Source organism: Myxococcus sp. AB036A, from assembly GCF_006547355.1.
Lineage (GTDB): Bacteria > Myxococcota > Myxococcia > Myxococcales > Myxococcaceae > Myxococcus > Myxococcus virescens.
The window spans coordinates 69773-85948 of record NZ_VHLC01000031.1; the positions used below are offsets into that span (position 1 = coordinate 69773).

Consider the following 16176-nt stretch of genomic DNA (forward strand, 5'->3'; position numbering starts at 1 on the left):
GTGGGGGCTGATTCTTGCTGCCATGTGTCCGGGTAGAGTCGGCGCTCCATGAAAAAGCAGAAGGCTGGACCTGGCCTGTTGTGGCTCTTGGCCGTTGCGTCGTTGGGCTGCGCCAGCAGTGCGACCGGTACGGTCAACCGCCGCGATGCCTATGCCCTGGCGTCCTGCACTGACACTGTGTCGTGTTGCATCCAGCGCAATCCTGGCGTGCCCGAAGCGTGCGGCCTCACCGCGGGCGAGGCCGCCGCGCACCTTGCGACCATGGATGCCTCGGTCAGGTTCGCGAACGAGCGGGTGAAGGAGGGAGAGGATGCTGGCGCCGACGAAGGGTGGCGGGCGCACTGCACTGACCAGTATGTCCGGTGTCGAGACCAGAAGAAGCCCCGATGGATTGGGGACTGCTACGCCTGCTTTCGCTATTGCGAGGGGCAACGAGAGTGGCCCTTCCGAGACTGTCACCCTCGCTAGGAGAACCACATGCCCACCCAACGGGATTGGGACGCGGTCAAAGACCTGAGCCGCCGCATCACGGACCCGGTTCAGCCCTTCCTCACCACCGAAACGCGCGCCCTTGTCCAGGCCACGGCGCACGACGTGGGGATTTTGCCAGACGAAACAACGCGTGCGCTCCAGGATGACGAAAGCGCCGCAGTTCTCGTGAGGGAGATTGCATCCCGCATCTCCACCGGGTCGAGGCGCCTGTCTCGCACCTTGGTTGAAGTCGATAGACGCCGGGACGCTGGGGACTTGGAGGGGGCTCGCCAACTGCTCCAGGACGTCTTGGCCGTGGAAGTCGTGCCTCATTATGTGGACATCCTGAACACGTACCTTCAGGCAGTAGACGACGATTCGTAGAACGACAGCGAGGCGCGACTGACGCCACGCCTCCGCAGGGATATCGACAGTTGACGGATTGTCCTGGCTGCGAGGGCTCGGCTAGGTTGCGGCGGCAATGGAGACATTGCCTACGCCGCCCGCGCAGATGTCCGTGGTCAAGAAGAACATCATCGGCTTTTCCGTTGTGACGTTGGGCATCGCGCTCACCGGGGTGGTGACGTTGGGCATCCAGCCCATGGGCTGGATGCGGACCACGAACGTGGGACAGCTTCCGGAGTTGGCCGCCGTTCAAGCGCAGTTGTCGTCCCTGGACGCGTGCGACATCGAATACGGAAGTCGAAAGAGTGCGAGCGGGGCGCGCTGGACGGGCTCCCAGTCGACGGCCCGGGTCACTCCCTGTGGGACTTCCTCCTCCTTTTGGATCTCCGTCCCGGTGCCGCCAGAGCGGCGGGTTGACAATGTCGCCTTCGACATGAAGCGGGGCTCGGTGAAAGCGCCCTGGAAGATCCTGGTCGAGAAGAAGCAGACCGCGTTCCCCGCGCTCAAGCAGTCGCTCGAATTGCTCGCCCCCCATCTCCTCACGCAGTACCCCATTGAGCGTCAGCGTGACGCCGACCGGAAGGCGCAGTGGGCGCGCGAGAGACAGGCGCGGAAGGACGCTGAACGCGCTCTCAAAGAGGACGCGCAGAATTCTTATCCGGAGTGAATTTCTCGCCTTTCGCGTGCCGCCTGTTCGGGGGTTTTCGGCGTGCGCTCGTTGCACTTAGGTTCGTCCCCCAATGGCTTCTTCATCCACGCAGCCGGCGCGGAAGTCCGGCAATACCACCGTCATCATCATCGTCGCGGCAGTGGTGATGGTCGGCTTCATGGGCGCAGGGGGGATGCTGCTCGCGGGCGGATCGTTCGGCGGGGGTGGCGGTTTGAACACCGATGTCAGCGGCCTTCAGGAGCTGGCCGCGGTCCAGGCCCAGTTGCTGCCCCTGAATGCATGCAAGATTGAATACGGCGTGCGGCGAGGTGTGCTGCGGCACCGCTCGACGGGCTCCTTCAAGTCCGTCTATGTCACGCCGTGCGGTGGGGCGCCGGCTTCCGATGTCTCCATCGGCGTTCCGACGGAGCTGCAGTCGTCCCAAGTCGCCTTCGACATGAAGCGAAGCTCCGTGTCCGCGCCTTGGAAGATTCTGGTCGACAAGGAAGGAACCTCGTTCCCGAATCTCAAGCAGTCGCTCCAACAGCTCGCGCCCCTCATCGTGGAGAAGTATCCCGAGGCGCTTGCCACGGAGATCCAGCGCCGTGTGGACAGCGAGCGCGCATGGCAGGAGAGCAAGGCTGCCGAGCGTGCTCGCAAGGAAGCGGCGAAGACCTCGTATCCCGAGTGAGCCAATTGCCATGAGCACAGTGCCCACGCAGCCGGCACGGAAGTCAGGCAAGAACACGAGCCTCATCATCGCCGCGGTCGCGGTGGTGGTCGGCGGCATTGGCGCAGCGACCCTTCTGCTGGGTCGGCAGCCGAGCGATGTTGGGAGCCTCGGGGAGACCGATGTCGGTGGCCTTCAGGAGTTGGCCGCCATTCAGGCGCAACTGCGTCCCTTGCGGGCATGTGGCATCGAGTACGGGGAGCGGGGACGGCGGATGAAGTCGGGCTCGCACACGTCCGTATGGGTCAGCGCGTGTGAGAATGACCGTTTCGCGGGAGTCCACATCGAGGTTCCCACCTCGCGACAGGTAGAGGGAGTCGCCGTCGATCTGGAGCGAAGCTCCGTCTCCGAACCCTGGAAGATCCTGGTCGACAAGAATCAGGTGCCATTTCCAGAACTCAAGCGGACACTCGAGCAGCTCACGCCCTACCTCGTCGAGGAGATTCCCTCAAGGCTTGCTCAAGCCATCGAGGCGAAGGTCGCGGCTGATCGCGAGAGGCAGAGGCGCCAGGCCGCGGAGCCTGCTCGCAGGGAAGCATCGAAGAACTCGTATCCGGAGTGAGGCGCCAGGCCGCTCCGTCCGTTCACGGGAACTCGATGTTGCCGAGGATGATGGGGCGCTTGCCGTCCTCCGCCCACAGCGTCAGGGTGAAGGGGCCTCGGGGCGCGCCTTCTACGGGTTCGGTCTCCACCAGGACGTCCATTTCGTCGCCGGGGTTGAGGATGGCGGGTGCCCACACCCGCGCGACTTTCAACTCCGCGCCATCCGGCCCCACCAGTGCCGCGCCGGTGGCCTGCCAGGGCTTCGCGCCCAGCGGGTTCTTCAGGCCCACCACCACCAGAATGCTCCTGGCCCGGAAGGTCAGGCCGGAACGGAGCACCAGGCTGTTCCTCGCGTGCTTCCGGACGTCCAGGAACTCTCTTGCGGCGACGCCGGTGCCGCCCATGTCTCCACTCACCCACAGCCCCATCAAGCCGCCGGGGCGCGCCTGTGCTGCTCGCAGCCGAGCATTCTCCTCGCGCACTTCCTGCAGTACCCGCCGTGTCTCCAGTAGCTCCCGCTGGAACGACGCTGCCGTGCGTGCTCGACGGAAAATCTCCACCTGCCGTTCTGCCCGTGCAGGCGTCTCCATGACGAGTTGAAGCGTGGCCTGGGTGGGGACCGCTCCATCCGCGAAGTGGACGGTCAGCGTGGCGCGGGACTCGTCGGCAACTGGCTCCTCGGGAACCATGATGAGGAGTTCCCGGTCCACCACCTGACGGAAGCGTCCCAGGCCGGACACCTCCGCACGCATCAGGGGGGTGTCGAAGCGGAGCACTGTGGCGACACCTTCTCCGACCCGGATTTCGGGTGGCCGGCCGCACCGCTCCGCGCCCAGCTCAACGGGGCGTTCCATCGGCTCTCGGCAGGAGGCGGGCTGGGCGCGCGCGGGCGCCGCCGCCAGCAGGAATGCGAAAGCAAGAGGGATGGGCAGTGGCGTGGGCACGGACAATCACTTCCCTGGCGGGTGGAACAAGCCGGTGGCGGAGGTCACTATTCGAAGCGATTCACTGCATAGAGCACGGCGGTGTTGCTGACCGTGGCAGTGCCCGGGCTCGGGTCGTCGCCCTTCCGCCGGATGCCGCGTACTCCGTACTGTTCGACCATCTCCAGGCACACGGGGATGAAGTCACCTCCACGGGTGTAGGCCTGGGTGAAGCGGCCATAGACGCGGTCCGCGAAGATGAGTTCGCCCACGGCTTTTCCCGAGGTCAGGGGGCCGAAGTTCGTTCCGAGTTCGACCTGGACGCGGCCTTCCCGGACGAGGACAGGCTCTCCGAAGTCCTTGTCGTCGACGAAGGCGAGGCTGGTCCTGTCGCCGATGCGAATACCGGCCCGCTTCATGGCTTCCACCGCACCGGGGGGGCAGGGTTCGCCGGGAGGCGCCGGACGCACCTGCGGGCCGCTGGGACAGCCCAGGCCCGAGCAGGCGGCGACGGCCACCATCGTCCGGGCCGCTGCCTTGAGGGCCCGCGCGCTGGAGGCGGGCTGTTGGGAAGTCGTCACGCTGTCGGGCATCTGCTTCACGGGGAGCACTTCCTTCTTCGGGTGCGCCACCTCGGCGGTGACGGCCGCGAGGGTAGGCCCGGGACTGGGCAGGGGCGCGGCCTGCTCACTTTCCGGCGGGCCACCGGGCAAAGCCACTTCCCGGATGGGATTGCTCCCGCCACCCAGCGTGGGTGTCGCCACCCAGAGCCACGCCCCCAGCGCACACGCCAGCCCGGCGAGCACCACCGCCCAGCGAGCCGCACGTCCGCGCGCAGGCGTTCGTGGCGCCGAGGCATCGGGGGCACGTATTTCCAGCGGCGGCTTGTGGGGCAGGGGTCCACGCCTGGGCGAGGCCCAGCGGGCGTAACCTGCCTCGGCCCACATCACCAGCGCGGCGTCATTGTCGTCCTCGGACCGGGAGTCGGGGCAGGGTGTTTCCGCGTCCTGCCGCCACTCGCACAGAGGCGCGTCCCACGCCGCGTCGGTGGCTGCGAGTGTCCGCTCTATGTCCGCGCTCAGTGCCTCCGCGCTCCCTCGGGCTTCGGGGGCCTTGGCCAGCAGCCGCAGACACAGTTCGCTCAGCGCCGGTGGCACGCGCGGATTCACCGTGTGGGGAGCGCGAGGCGCCTCGGAAATGACGGCCTCGATTTCCGAGGGGGTCACTATCTCCAGGAAGGGAGGGCGGCCCGTCAGCATCCAATAGAAGATGACGCCGAGCGCATAGACGTCATCCGCTGGCCCGCACCGGTATCGTCTGGCCGTGGCCGCGCTGCTGGCCCTGCGAAACGCCAGCGCCTCCGGGCTGCGATAGCGCATGGTGCCCGGCGGCAGGACACCCTGGGTGAGGCGGGGGGCTCCGGCGAAGTCGCCCACGCCGAAGTCCACCAGGACAGGTTCACCGTCCGGCTCCCGCACCATGGCGTTGGATTCCTTGAGGTCGCGGTGCACGACGCCCGCCGCGTGCGTGGCCTCCAACCCCAGGGCCATGCCGCGCAGCAGCCGTGCCACCTGTCGAGCGCTGGGGTTCTCCTCTTCCACCCACTGGTGCAGGGTCCGTCCTCGCACGCACTCCATCGCCAGGTAGAACAACCGGGGCGCCACGCCCGGGAACTTGCCGCAGGCGCGAAAGGCCACCACGTTGGGGTGACGCAGGCGCAGGAGGATGGCGACCTCGCGCTCCGGCCACCCCGCGATCCGGTGGAGGTACTGGACCTTGAGCGCGACCTCCTCGCCGTCGCGCATCGCGAGGTACACGTCGCCGCACGCGCCGCTGCCCAGTCGCTTGCCCAGGGTGAAGCCCGCGATGCGTGTCCCCGGCGAATCTTCTCGCCTCTGCGCTTCCGCCATGCCGTCTCCCAGGGGCTTCCCACCCGGCGGGCCCCGCCTGAAGTGTCACCAGACGCCAGCAGGACCCCGCCGGGAGGATGCCGTTCTCGCTACTGCCAGGGAAGATGAAAGTGCTTGGTCTGACATGGCCCTGAGGGGTTTAGGTCCGCGCCATCCGCTCGGCGGCCCCTGGGGTTTGGGCTAGGCTTCCGGACGAGCCATGGACGAAGAACTGGGAGCGACTTTTGGAAGGGCCGTGCGCGAGGCGCGAGCGCGGCTGGGGTTGACGCAGGTGGAAGTCGCGGCGCTGTTGGACATGCACCCCATGGTCTACAGCCGGATGGAGCGGGGGAAGATGCTGCCGCGTGTGGCCACGCTGCGGAAGGTGGCCATGGTGCTGCGGACCTCCACGGATGAGCTGCTGGGCCTCGCCCGGGAGGGCCGCGCGGGCGCGAAGAAGCAGTCCTCGCTGCAACGGCGGCTGATGACGCTTTCGGAGACGCTGGACGAAGAGAAGCTCCAGGCGCTCGTCGTGATGGCGAGCGCCCTGTCCCGCTAGCACCAGGGCTCGGCTTCAGGCGTCCTTGGGGCCCCGTCCCGACAGTTCATGGGACTCGAGGCCCGATGGGAAGAGACTCTCGTCGAGCAGCTCGACCTCGTCGCGTACCGCGCTGGCGTCGCTGATGAGCCGCGTCAGCTCCGCGGCCATGTCCGCCCGTCCGAAGGGGCGGCCGGTGCGGCGGACTTCCTGGACGAGGCATTCCCGGAGTGGCTCGCACAACGCCCCCGCCGAGCCGAAGCGCTTCGTCGCTTCCTTGTGCAGCATCCCTTGAAGGAGGGCGCGCACCTCGGGCGGCAGGCTCGCGGCGGCTCGCTCCACGTCCTGGGTACCATGGTCCTCCAGCAGCATCAGCATCTGTGTGAGCGGCAGGGAAGGGGGCTCCTCCAGGCGCAGTTCACGCGACTTCGCACGTGGTGGCTCCAGCGCCTCCGCCGCGGCCGCGAACAGGTGCCGCCCCGTGGCCAGCTCCAACAGCACCAGCCCCAGCGAGAAGAGGTCCGAGGCGGCGGTCAGCGTCTGGCCCGCGAGGTACTCCGGCGACGCATAGGCCACGTCGCCCTTGAGCAGCGCCTCCGCCGTCTCCTCCCGGCCGACCAGGTGCGAATAGGCCACGCCAAAGTGCGTCAGCTTCACCTCGCCCGTGCGCGCCACCCGCACGTTGCGGGGACTGACGTCGCGATGAATCAGTCCCAGGGACCGGCCCTGCGCGTCCTTGAGCGAGTGGGCATGGTGCAGGGCGTCCGCCAGCTCCGCGGCGACGTGGAGCGCGAAGGCCAGGGATACCGGCTTCCCTCGCATGGCCATGAGGTCCAGCACGGTCTCCAGCGACGGCCCGTCCACGTGCTCCATGATGATGTACGGCTTGCCTCGGTGAATCTTGAAGTAGTGCACCTGGGCGATGGTGGGGTGGTGGAGGCGGTAGGCCAGTTGCACTTCCTCCACCAGCCGGTGCCGGCGCGCGGAGCTCGCGGGGCTGCGCACGGCCTTGATGACGACGGTGCCGGCGAGCCCGTGCCGCTGGTAGCGCTCGGCCAGGAGCAACTCCTCGCCGTTGGCCCGGCGCTCCAACATGCGGACGAACTCGAACCGCGTGTGCTCCACCGAGAAGAGAACGTGTCGCCGTTCGAACGTGAAGATGGAAGGTTCGTCCTTCTGGGTGGTCGTGAGGCGGTGCGAGGCCAATGGCGACTCCTGGGTATAGACCTTAAAGGGTTATGATTAGATAAACATAAAGAGGGCGGAGGGAGGAAGCCGCTCCCGGCGCAGGGGGGGGCAGGGCGGATTCTTCCGCTGGCCTTCATGTTCATGGGCGGCTCTTGTCAGGCGCCGGGGCCTCTTCTCGTCGTGAGCCGCCGGACGCCACCGGTGTGCCCGGGACTCCGCCGCGAAGCGGCCCCGTGAAAGCACGACCCGAGGAGAACACCCGGATGGACACGGAGCTGAAAGGCAGAGGCGTCCTGGTCACGGGCGGCGCCGGAGGAATCGGCACCGCCCTGGTCCATACCTTCGCGGAAGAAGGCGCGAAGGTGGCGGTGCACTACCACTCCAGTACCGAGAAGGCCCAGGCGCTGGCCCGCGACGTCGGCGGCGCAGCGCTGCGCGCGGACCTGACGGTGGAAGCCGACGTGGACGCGCTGGTTCCCGCGGCGGTGGCCGCGCTGGGGCGGCTGGACGTGCTGGTCTGCAACGCGGGCGTCTGGCCCGCCCCGGATGAACCCGTCTGGGAGATGTCCCTGGCGCGCTGGCGCCGCACGCTGGCGGAGAACCTGGACAGCGTCTTCCTGTGCTGCCGTGCCTTCCTGCGGCACGTGGCCACCACGAAGACGGGCAACATCGTCATCATCAGCTCCACCGCGGGGCTGTTCGGTGAAGCAGGACACGCTGACTACGCCGCCGCCAAGGGCGCGCTGGCGAGTGGCTTCCTCAAGAGCCTCAAGAACGAATTGGGCCGCATCGCGCCCCTGGGCCGCGTCAACGTCGTGTGCCCGGGATGGACGGCGGTGGACCGCAGCCGCGACAAACTGGCCCAGCCGGGCTTCGTTGAGCGCGTCACGCGGACGATGCCGCTGCGCAAGGTGGCGCAGCCGGTGGACGTGGCGCGGGCGGTGGTGTCGCTCGCGTCGGACCGAATCTCCGGACATGTGACGGGTGAAGTCGTCACTGTCGCCGGAGGCATGGAAGGAAGGGTGCTGCATGACGACTGAATTGGATGTGCGGACGTACAATCGCGAGGCGTGGAACCGCCAGGTGGCCACGGGCAACAAGTGGACGCTTCCCGTCAGCCCGGAAGTCATCGCCGCGGCACGCAAGGGCGAGTGGAGCATCGTCCTCACCCCCACGAAGCCGGTGCCGCGCGAGTGGTTCGGCGATGTGAGGGGCAAGGACATCCTGTGCCTCGCGGGCTCGGGTGGACAGCAGGCCCCGGTGCTGGCGGCGGCGGGCGCCCGGGTGTCGGTGCTGGACAACTCGCCCGCACAGCTCGGCCAGGACCGCATGGTGGCGGAGCGCGAGGGCTTGGAGCTGCGGCTGGTGGAGGGCGACATGCGCGACCTCTCCGCCTTCGAGGACGCGAGCTTCGACCTCATCTTCCACCCGTGCTCCAACTGCTTCGTGGACGCGGTGCGCCCCGTGTGGCGTGAGGCGGCGCGGGTGCTGCGCCCCGGCGGCGTGCTGCTGACCGGCTTCACCAATCCCGTGAACTACCTGTTCGACCTGGCCCTGGAGAAGCAGGGCATCTTCACGCTGAAGTACCGGATGCCCTACTCGGACTTCACCAGCCTGTCCGACGAGGAGCGCCGCCGCTTCACGGACCTGGGCGAGCCGCTCTGCGTCGGGCACTCCCTGGAGGACCAGCTTGGCGGTCAGGCGGATGCGGGGCTCGCCATCGTCGGCCTCTTCGAGGACTCGTTCGGCCCGGAAGATGCCCTGTCGCAGTACTACAACGGCTTCATCGCCACCCGCGCGATGAAGCTCCCGGCGCGGTAGGGCGCGGAGCGGGGAGGCAGGCACGAAAAGGCGTCCGCTCGGGCGGATTTAACCTTCCGCGCCGCGCGGGGTTTTTCAGGGCAAGAGGCGACGGGAAGGCCGGCTCCCGAAGCCTCAGTCACCCTGAGGAGCAAACCACGATGAAGCTCATGACCGCCCTGCGTTCCGTTGCTGTCGCCTCGTTGTTCATCGCCGCGCCCGTGCTGGCCCAGACGGCCGCGCCCGAGTCCGCCCATCCGCCTGCCGTGGACGGCAAGGGGCACGGTGGGCACCACTGGCACAAGGGCAAGCGGCATGGAAACAAGATGGCCCGCATGGAGCACCGGATGGACAAGGCCGTGGCCGAAGGAAGGCTCTCCCAGGCCCAGGCCGACCAGTTCAAGGCCGAGGGCCGCCAACTGCGTGAGGAGATGAAGGCCCAGCGTGAAGCCTCGGGCGGCAAGCTCTCCGATGCGCAGCGGGAGGAGATGCGGTCGAAGATGCGCGCCTTCCGCGAGAAGGTGAAGTCGGCCATGCAGGCGAACGCGCCGCAGAAGACGTAGTTCCATGCCGCACGCCAGGGGAGGGGGGCGGTGGATGTGCCGCCAGCCCTCCGGCGGTGGCGGGCACCGTGCTGGCGCACGCGGCGTGACGCCTCGTGGGCGACTGGCGCAGAATGCGTGGACCTGCCTTCTCGGACGAGGTCCTCATGCGCGTGTTCCCCTTGCTGGCCGTCGCCGTTCTCTTCCTCGGTTGCGGCGCGCGCTCGGGCCGCGTGAAGCCGGAGGGCTCGGAGTCCACGGTGGCCGTTCCGGATGACGCGGAGCTGCGCCGGGTGCAGACGCGGGCGAAGTACCTCTTCGATGCGGAGCGCGCCGCCATCTTCGCCACGGACCGGCTCCTCATCCAGGACGCGCTGGACCGCTCGCGCATGGAGTGGTTCTTCACGGTGCCTCGCGAAGATGGGTGGTACTCCCTCTTCGGCACCTTGGACGACGCGGGGACCTTCACCCCGGCCTATGCCTTCAAGGCTCCGCGTGACGATGCGGAGCAGATGGCTTCGTTGCCACTCAACGAGCTGCCCGGAGACTTCAGCCCCGTCGCCCGAGCGGTGAAGACGTCGATGCTGGCCACGGTGGAGGCCTTCGAGCGGGGGGCCATCAACCCGGTGGTCTTCGTGGAGGAGGATGGGGACCTCACCGTCTATGTCCTCCAGGGGACTCGTGACCCCATGCGCTTCTATCTCGGCGGGGACATCCGCTTCCGCTACAGCCCCGACGGGCGCACGCAGCGAGAGGCGGTGCGGCTCCACCAGAGCGTCTTCGCCATCAGTCTGGAGCCGGGACCGGAGGGCGAGCTGTACCAGGGCTCGGCGCACTCCCACGTCCTCTTCGGGGGGCCGTTGGAGACGGAGCTGGCGACGCTGATGCTCTACCCGGAGCTGGGCGCGCTCACGGTCATCCATGCCGCGTCCCGCATCGCCTACTTCTTGACGCCGGACGGAGCCATCCGGGTGCTGAGCGAAGCGCCGGAGCGGCAGCGGATGTTGAAGCCGGATGGGACGTTCGGCCCGCTCGACATGGAGGAGGAAGCCGCGCCTCCGCCTCCGTCGGGACAGGTTGACTTGTAGCCGGGCTCAGATGCCCAGGCGTTCGGCCCAGGCGAAGTAGGCCGCGCGCGGGTCCACGAAGGGGTCGCGGAACAGGGCCTGCACCTCCGCCTTGGCCACCTGGCCACTGTCGAAGGCCTGGTACAGCCGGTCTCCGAGCAGATAGCCCAGGGCATGACTGACGCCGTGGAACAGGCGGTCCTTGCGCAGGGGGAGGAGCTTCACGGCTTCTTCCGGCGCTTCCGCCTCCGTGGCCTTGTGGGCCAGCACGAAGGCGGCGATCTGCCGCTCCACGCCGCGGCTCTCGCCGAAGCGCTTGGCCCACTCGGCCACGCCCAGGCAGGTGCGCCGGGGGTTCACCAGCTTCGAGCCGAAGAAGCCCAGCGCCTCTTCCAGGCAGCGCGCGTAGAAGGCCTCCGAGGCGCCGCGCGGCGCGTCCATGGCGTCACCCACGGCGCAGTGCCGCACGAAGTGCGCCGCTTCCTCCGCCGCGTGGTTCAGCGACAGCGACGCCAGGTAGGCCACCCTCGCGCGGGGGATGTAGCTGCTCTCACGGGAGAGGATGTGGCGGCGAAGCTGGGTCAGCTCGGCCTGGGTGAAGCGTCCGCGCCGCTGGATTCGCGCCAGGACGTCGCCGTCCGCGGCGGTGGCCACGTCCACCGTGTCCAGGGAACGGCCCACGGGCACGCCGGCGAGCCGGCCGATCAGCGCGGACATTTCACGGAAGCGCTCGGCGGCGCCGCGATCCAACAGCGGCGCGTCTCCGGCCTCCGCCTCCAGGTAGTCCAGGAAGCTCTGCTGGCACACCACGGGGGAGGCGTTCATCAGGCACAGGGTGCCGTCGGCCAGCTCCACGGCCTCCGCGGCGCCAACGCGGCCTTCGCGCGCCAGCCGCCACCAGACGCCTTCCGCGTTCTGGTACACGACCAGCCCCTTGCGCGTCTCCGGGCCGAGCGCGCGCTCCACCTGCGCGGGCAGGTGGCAGGGCGCCACGTGGTACTGGCCCACCAGGACCATGACCAGTGGCCGGTCCGGCGCGCGGGCGGCGCGGGCGATGCGTTCGGCGGCGTAGGCGTCGCGAAGCTCCAGCGAGCGCTCACCCTGCGCCCGGCGGTCGATGCCCACCACTTCCAGCTTCTGCTTGCGCGCGAAGGAGAGCAGGACGCGCGTATTGGACCAAACCCCCGAGCCGTGTCCCAGCTTCGCCAGCAGGGAGCGCTCGGTGATGCGGCCGGCGCGCCAGGCGTCCACGGTGGCCTGGTGACGGCCCTCCACGCACTCCAGCGCCATGATGACGCGGCGGCCCGAGGCCTGCGCCCGCTCCACCAGTGAAAGGTAGGTTTCCTGCGCGAGCGGGAGCGTGTGGTAGTCGCCGACGTATACGACGTCCGCCGCCTGGACCTGCTGGTACACGGCGGACAGCGTCGTGACGCTCCGGTAACCCGAGGTGCGCCGCCGGAAGCGGGCCTCGTAGGTTCGGAAGGATGCCGTCTGTCCGTCAACCACTCGGGCAATCTGCGCGCGCTGGCGTCGGAACAGGGCGAGGTGCAAGGCGAGCGAAGCGCGCATGGAGTGCCGCAATCCCTCGCACGCCACCGCAGGCCCGGCAAAAAAACGGCGCGTCCGTGTGGCGGGAGCGTTCCTTGACTGGGGCGGAAGGCCAATGGACCATGGCTCTCAGCCTTGAAGACCGCACACGCTCGCGCGACCCTCCTCAGCCTGGTCCTCGTCATGGCGGTGCCCGGCCGTGCCGAGGAGCCGGGGCTCTTGCATTCCCCACCAGAACGCGCCGAGCCGCGCGTCGCGCTGCAACTCGACGGTACGCTGGTGGAAGGCCGCCGCGTCCTCGAGCTGTACGTGCGCTACCGAGGCCCGGGCGAGCCCTATGCCCGCCGCCCCATGGAGCGGGAGTACGGCGACCTGTACCGGGCCGTGATTCCCGCGGAGCACGTCGTCCCGCCCGGCATCGAGTACTACGTCGAGGGCCTCACCGCGGATGGCCAGCGCGTGCCGCTCTTCCAGTCCGCCTCGCGCCCCGCACGCGTGCTCGTGGGCGGCGAGACGCCGGCCAGTGCGTCCATCGTTCGGTCCACGCCGCCGCCCGAGCGCCGGCCCCCGCCGAGCCGGACGCCGCCGCGCGCCGCTCCGCCCGAGCCTGCGCCGCCTCCCGAGCGCACGCCTCCGCCCGAGCGCTCCCGCGCGCAGGCATCCGCGCCGCGAAAGGATGCGCCCCCGGCGACGCCGCAGGACGACTCCATGGCCGCGCTCACGGCGGACCTGCCCGCGGATGCGCCCACGGAGGCTTCGTCGTCGGCACGGCCGTCCCGGACCTCCGCGGCGGCAGGCAGCGCGGCCGCATCGCGTGAGCCGGCGGCCCCGCGGTCCGAACTGGAGGAGGACCTGGCCCTCTACAGCGCCGAGGACACGCTGGCCCTGGCCACGCGCCACGAGGCCGCGGTGCGGACGGTGCCCGCCATTGGCGCCTCGTTCAGTCAGCAGCAGCTGCGTTCCCTGGGCGCGCGCACCGTGGCGGACGTCCTGGACGTGGTGCCCGGCCTGTCGGTCAGCAGGGATGTGCAGGGCTTCCACCGCACCGCCATTCGGGGCCTGCGCAATGACGCGGAGGTGCTCTTCCTCCTCAACGGCCACCGCCTCAACAGCTTCTTCGACGGCAAGGCGCTGATGAACCTGCCGGTGGAGAACCTGGAGCGGGTGGAGGTCATCCGCGGTCCTGGCTCCGCTCTCTATGGCGCCGGTGCCTTCCTGGGCGTCGTCAATATCGTGACGGACACGTCGGACGGCGTTCGCACGGCCGTATCCGTCGGCGGTTACCCGGGACAAGACGACCGGCTCGCCGTCACGGGGAACGGACACCTCTCCGCGGGGCACACCGCTGGGAATCTGCGCGTCTTCGCGGACATCGACGTGTGGAGCCAGGCCGGCGACTCCACCGTCATCGAGAACGATGGCCTGGACGACGAGTCGCGCTCGCAGGGGCTCCGCGACGTGACGGACCCGGCGGGGCGCACCCGCGACGAGCGCTTCCTCTTCAACGCGGGCGCGGGCGCCACCTACGCCATGGGCGACGCGGGCCGCCTGGGAGCCTCCGCGCGCTTCCTCACCGAGCGCCGCAGCGCCCTGGTGGGCCTCTTCGATACGGTGGGGGAGGACTCCAAGCTGGGCTGGAACGTCTTCCTCGCGGACCTGACCTGGGAGCGCTCCTTCGGGCCCGACGTGACGCTCCGCGCGCGGGCCGGGTATGACCAGCAGTCCACCGACCGCTTCTTTCAGATCACCCCTCACGACTTCAGCGCCGGCACGGGCACGAACCGCCTGTTCGAAGAGGGGATGCAGGAGCAGACGCGCGTCTCCGTGCGCTCGCTCACCGGCTCCGTGGACGCGGACGTGGCCCTGGGCGCCTACAACCGCCTCTCCCTGGGCGCGGTGGTGGAGCAGCAGTCGCTGGGCGAATACGACTACGTGACGAACTACACCCTGGACGCCCAGGTGCGTCCGGATGGCCTGACGCGGCCGGAGGGCCTGGTGGACCTGACGGGCGGCGCCGCGTCCCGCCGCCTCAACGTGGGTCTGTTCGCGCAGGACCAGTGGACCGTCGTCAACGCGCTCACGCTCACGTTCGGCGTGCGCATGGACGCCACCCAGTTGCCCACGGTGGACGCGTCCGGCGCCATCAACGGCACCCGCTTCGTGCCCACCCTCAATCCGCGCGTGGGGCTGGTGTTCGCGGCCACCGACGCGCTGGTGCTCAAGGCCCTCTATGGGCGTGCCTTTCGCGCGCCCACGCTGCAGGAGTTGGTCGAGCGCATTCCGGACACGGAGTACAACCAGGGCCGCTTCGAGGGGAACCCGCGCCTCCAGCCCGCCACGGTGGACACCTTCGAGCTGGGCGCGGACCTCATCCAGTCGGCGGGGGACGCGCGCGTGCGGCTGCGCGCCAATGCTTACGTGGCCCTCTTCGGCTCGCCCATCGTCCCCGTGGACACGTCTGGCAACATCGTCCCGCTGCGCAACCGCGAGCTGGGCGTGCGCGTGTACGGCGTGGAGGGCGAGGCCCGGCTGGAGGCCTCCAAGCGCGCGTATGCGTGGCTCAACGCCAGCATCTCCCGCGCGGAGGACCTGGAGCTGCCCGCCCAGTCCCGCCTGCTCACCGACACGCCGCAGGCGCGCTTCAACGCCGGCGTGACGATGCCCATCGGCGCCTATGTGAATTTCGACGTAGTGGTGCGCACGGGCGCGGAGCGACGCAACAACAGCCGCTCCGTGCTGGAGCTCATCCGCCGCTACAAGATTCCGTCCTACAGCCTCATCACCGCGCAGCTGCGCACCGAGCCCATCCTGGAGCACTTCGAGGTGGCCCTGGTGGCGCACAACCTGTTCGACAATGACCTTCGCGACGACGTGCCCCGTCCGGACCGTGTCCCCGGGCTGCTCCCGCGCGAGGGCATGTCCGGATTCCTCACCGTGAGGGCCCACTACTGATGCCGCGCTCCCGCTCCCTGTTCGCCGCGCTCGCTTTCGGGCTGGGCGCCTTCCACGGCGGCTGCATCGCCTACAACGACTCGTGCCAGCCCCTGGTGGAGGACCCCGACGCCGTCGTGGGCTACCTGGCCGACGATGTGCTCCTCGACAAGGTCTACACGCGGCACGACAACAATGCGCTGGGCCAGCTCGTCGCGGATGCCCTCCTGCACGCGGAGGATGACTCCACACGCCCCGCGGTGCTGGGCGTCGTCAACGGCGGCTCGCTGCGCCAGGAAGGTCTGTGCGTCACGCGGACCGAGCTGCGCCAGGGGCCGCTCACGGATGGCGTGCTCCACGAGCTCATCCTCTTCGAGAACCTCGTCGTGACGGTGGACCTCACGGAGAAGGAGCTCGTGGACATGCTGGAGCTGTCCGTGGGGGCACTGTACCTGGAAGGGCAGAGCATCGCGTCGCCTTCCGGCGCCTTCCTTCATGTGTCCAAGGGCAGCTCGCTGCGCGTGGACTGCGCCCAGCCGAAAGGCTCGCGCGTGCGCGAACTGACGGTGGGTGGGGTGCCCGTGGCGCTGCCAGCGCGCGAAGACGCGTCCATCCGCTACCGCGTGGCCATGAACGCGTACATCCTGGAGGGAGGCGACGGCTACGGCGCGGCGCTGGGCAACGCGGGACAGAACCCGGACCGCAACCCGGTGCAGGCTCGCAAGCTGGGCGGTACGGAAGCCAACCTCGCTTCGGCGTACATGAAGGCAAAGCACCCAACGCCCGTGCAGGCGCTGCGCGAGGAGCCGCGAGTCGTCTTCCAGAACTGTGCCCTGCCCGCGAGGCCCGCGGGCAGGTGAGGGTGGGGGACCGGGCGTGAAGCCGGCCCTCCGGAACTACTTGGGCTCTTCGGAGGGCGCCACCGCCACGGCCGTCACCGGCTGGGCGGGGG

Annotated in this window: 16 protein-coding genes; 12 read left to right on the plus strand and 4 right to left on the minus strand. The window is 69.0% G+C overall.

What is annotated here, in order from left to right; genetic code table 11:
• Positions 1-48 precede the first annotated feature (48 nt).
• From FL344_RS39095 to FL344_RS15295, 5 genes are all read left to right on the plus strand, one after another.
• Positions 49-468: a hypothetical protein gene (locus tag FL344_RS39095; RefSeq protein ID WP_141619055.1), complete on the plus strand. Its 420-nt coding sequence runs from the start codon at positions 49-51 to the stop codon at positions 466-468.
• 9 nt (positions 469-477) lie between these two features.
• Complete coding sequence (locus FL344_RS15280; protein ID WP_141619056.1) at positions 478-855, plus strand: DUSAM domain-containing protein; 378 nt, start codon at positions 478-480, stop codon at positions 853-855.
• Positions 856-952: 97 nt separating this feature from the next.
• The gene (locus FL344_RS15285; protein ID WP_228565071.1) at positions 953-1543 is read left to right on the plus strand and encodes a hypothetical protein; all 591 of its coding nucleotides are present in this window, start codon (positions 953-955) and stop codon (positions 1541-1543) included.
• Between the two features lie 73 nt (positions 1544-1616).
• The gene (locus FL344_RS15290) at positions 1617-2216 is read left to right on the plus strand and encodes a hypothetical protein (protein ID WP_141593917.1); all 600 of its coding nucleotides are present in this window, start codon (positions 1617-1619) and stop codon (positions 2214-2216) included.
• A gap of 10 nt (positions 2217-2226) precedes the next feature.
• Positions 2227-2817: a hypothetical protein gene (locus tag FL344_RS15295; RefSeq protein ID WP_141619057.1), complete on the plus strand. Its 591-nt coding sequence runs from the start codon at positions 2227-2229 to the stop codon at positions 2815-2817.
• A 22-nt stretch (positions 2818-2839) separates the two neighbouring features.
• Here FL344_RS15295 and FL344_RS15300 read toward each other — a convergent pair whose 3' ends face one another.
• Positions 2840-3742 carry a DUF2381 family protein gene (locus FL344_RS15300; protein WP_228565072.1) on the minus strand — a complete coding sequence of 301 codons (903 nt, stop codon included), beginning with the start codon at positions 3740-3742 and terminating at the stop codon, positions 2840-2842.
• A gap of 47 nt (positions 3743-3789) precedes the next feature.
• Positions 3790-5631: a serine/threonine-protein kinase gene (locus FL344_RS15305; RefSeq protein ID WP_141619059.1), complete on the minus strand. Its 1842-nt coding sequence runs from the start codon at positions 5629-5631 to the stop codon at positions 3790-3792.
• 199 nt (positions 5632-5830) lie between these two features.
• Between FL344_RS15305 and FL344_RS15310 the strand changes: the two genes are divergently transcribed.
• Positions 5831-6169, plus strand: a complete 339-nt coding sequence (locus FL344_RS15310) for a helix-turn-helix domain-containing protein (protein ID WP_141593913.1) — start codon at positions 5831-5833, stop codon at positions 6167-6169.
• A 15-nt stretch (positions 6170-6184) separates the two neighbouring features.
• Here the strand turns inward: FL344_RS15310 and FL344_RS15315 are convergent, their stop codons facing one another.
• Positions 6185-7354 carry a serine/threonine-protein kinase gene (locus FL344_RS15315; protein ID WP_141619060.1) on the minus strand — a complete coding sequence of 390 codons (1170 nt, stop codon included), beginning with the start codon at positions 7352-7354 and terminating at the stop codon, positions 6185-6187.
• Between the two features lie 245 nt (positions 7355-7599).
• Between FL344_RS15315 and FL344_RS15320 the strand changes: the two genes are divergently transcribed.
• The 4 genes from FL344_RS15320 (at position 7600) to FL344_RS15335 (ending at position 10766) form a co-directional block, all read left to right on the plus strand.
• Entirely contained in the window at positions 7600-8376 is a 777-nt protein-coding gene (locus FL344_RS15320; protein WP_141619067.1) for an SDR family NAD(P)-dependent oxidoreductase, read from the plus strand.
• A complete protein-coding gene (locus FL344_RS15325) occupies positions 8366-9157 on the plus strand; it encodes a class I SAM-dependent methyltransferase (protein WP_141593911.1) in 792 nt (263 codons plus the stop codon). Before FL344_RS15320 ends, FL344_RS15325 begins: the two co-directional genes overlap by 11 nt.
• 140 nt (positions 9158-9297) lie before the next feature.
• On the plus strand, positions 9298-9699 hold the full coding sequence (locus FL344_RS15330; protein WP_141619061.1) for a hypothetical protein: 402 nt from the start codon (positions 9298-9300) through the stop codon (positions 9697-9699).
• 146 nt (positions 9700-9845) lie between these two features.
• Positions 9846-10766, plus strand: a complete 921-nt coding sequence (locus FL344_RS15335) for a hypothetical protein (protein ID WP_228565073.1) — start codon at positions 9846-9848, stop codon at positions 10764-10766.
• A gap of 6 nt (positions 10767-10772) precedes the next feature.
• Here the strand turns inward: FL344_RS15335 and FL344_RS15340 are convergent, their stop codons facing one another.
• Complete coding sequence (locus FL344_RS15340; RefSeq protein ID WP_194863119.1) at positions 10773-12314, minus strand: ChaN family lipoprotein; 1542 nt, start codon at positions 12312-12314, stop codon at positions 10773-10775.
• Between the two features lie 114 nt (positions 12315-12428).
• Here FL344_RS15340 and FL344_RS15345 point away from each other — a divergent pair, with 114 nt between their 5' ends.
• Positions 12429-15245 carry a TonB-dependent siderophore receptor gene (locus tag FL344_RS15345; protein ID WP_141619064.1) on the plus strand — a complete coding sequence of 939 codons (2817 nt, stop codon included), beginning with the start codon at positions 12429-12431 and terminating at the stop codon, positions 15243-15245.
• A complete protein-coding gene (locus FL344_RS15350; protein ID WP_141619065.1) occupies positions 15245-16084 on the plus strand; it encodes a 5'-nucleotidase C-terminal domain-containing protein in 840 nt (279 codons plus the stop codon). The genes FL344_RS15345 and FL344_RS15350 overlap by 1 nt, the downstream gene beginning before the upstream one ends.
• Positions 16085-16176: the final 92 nt, after the last annotated feature.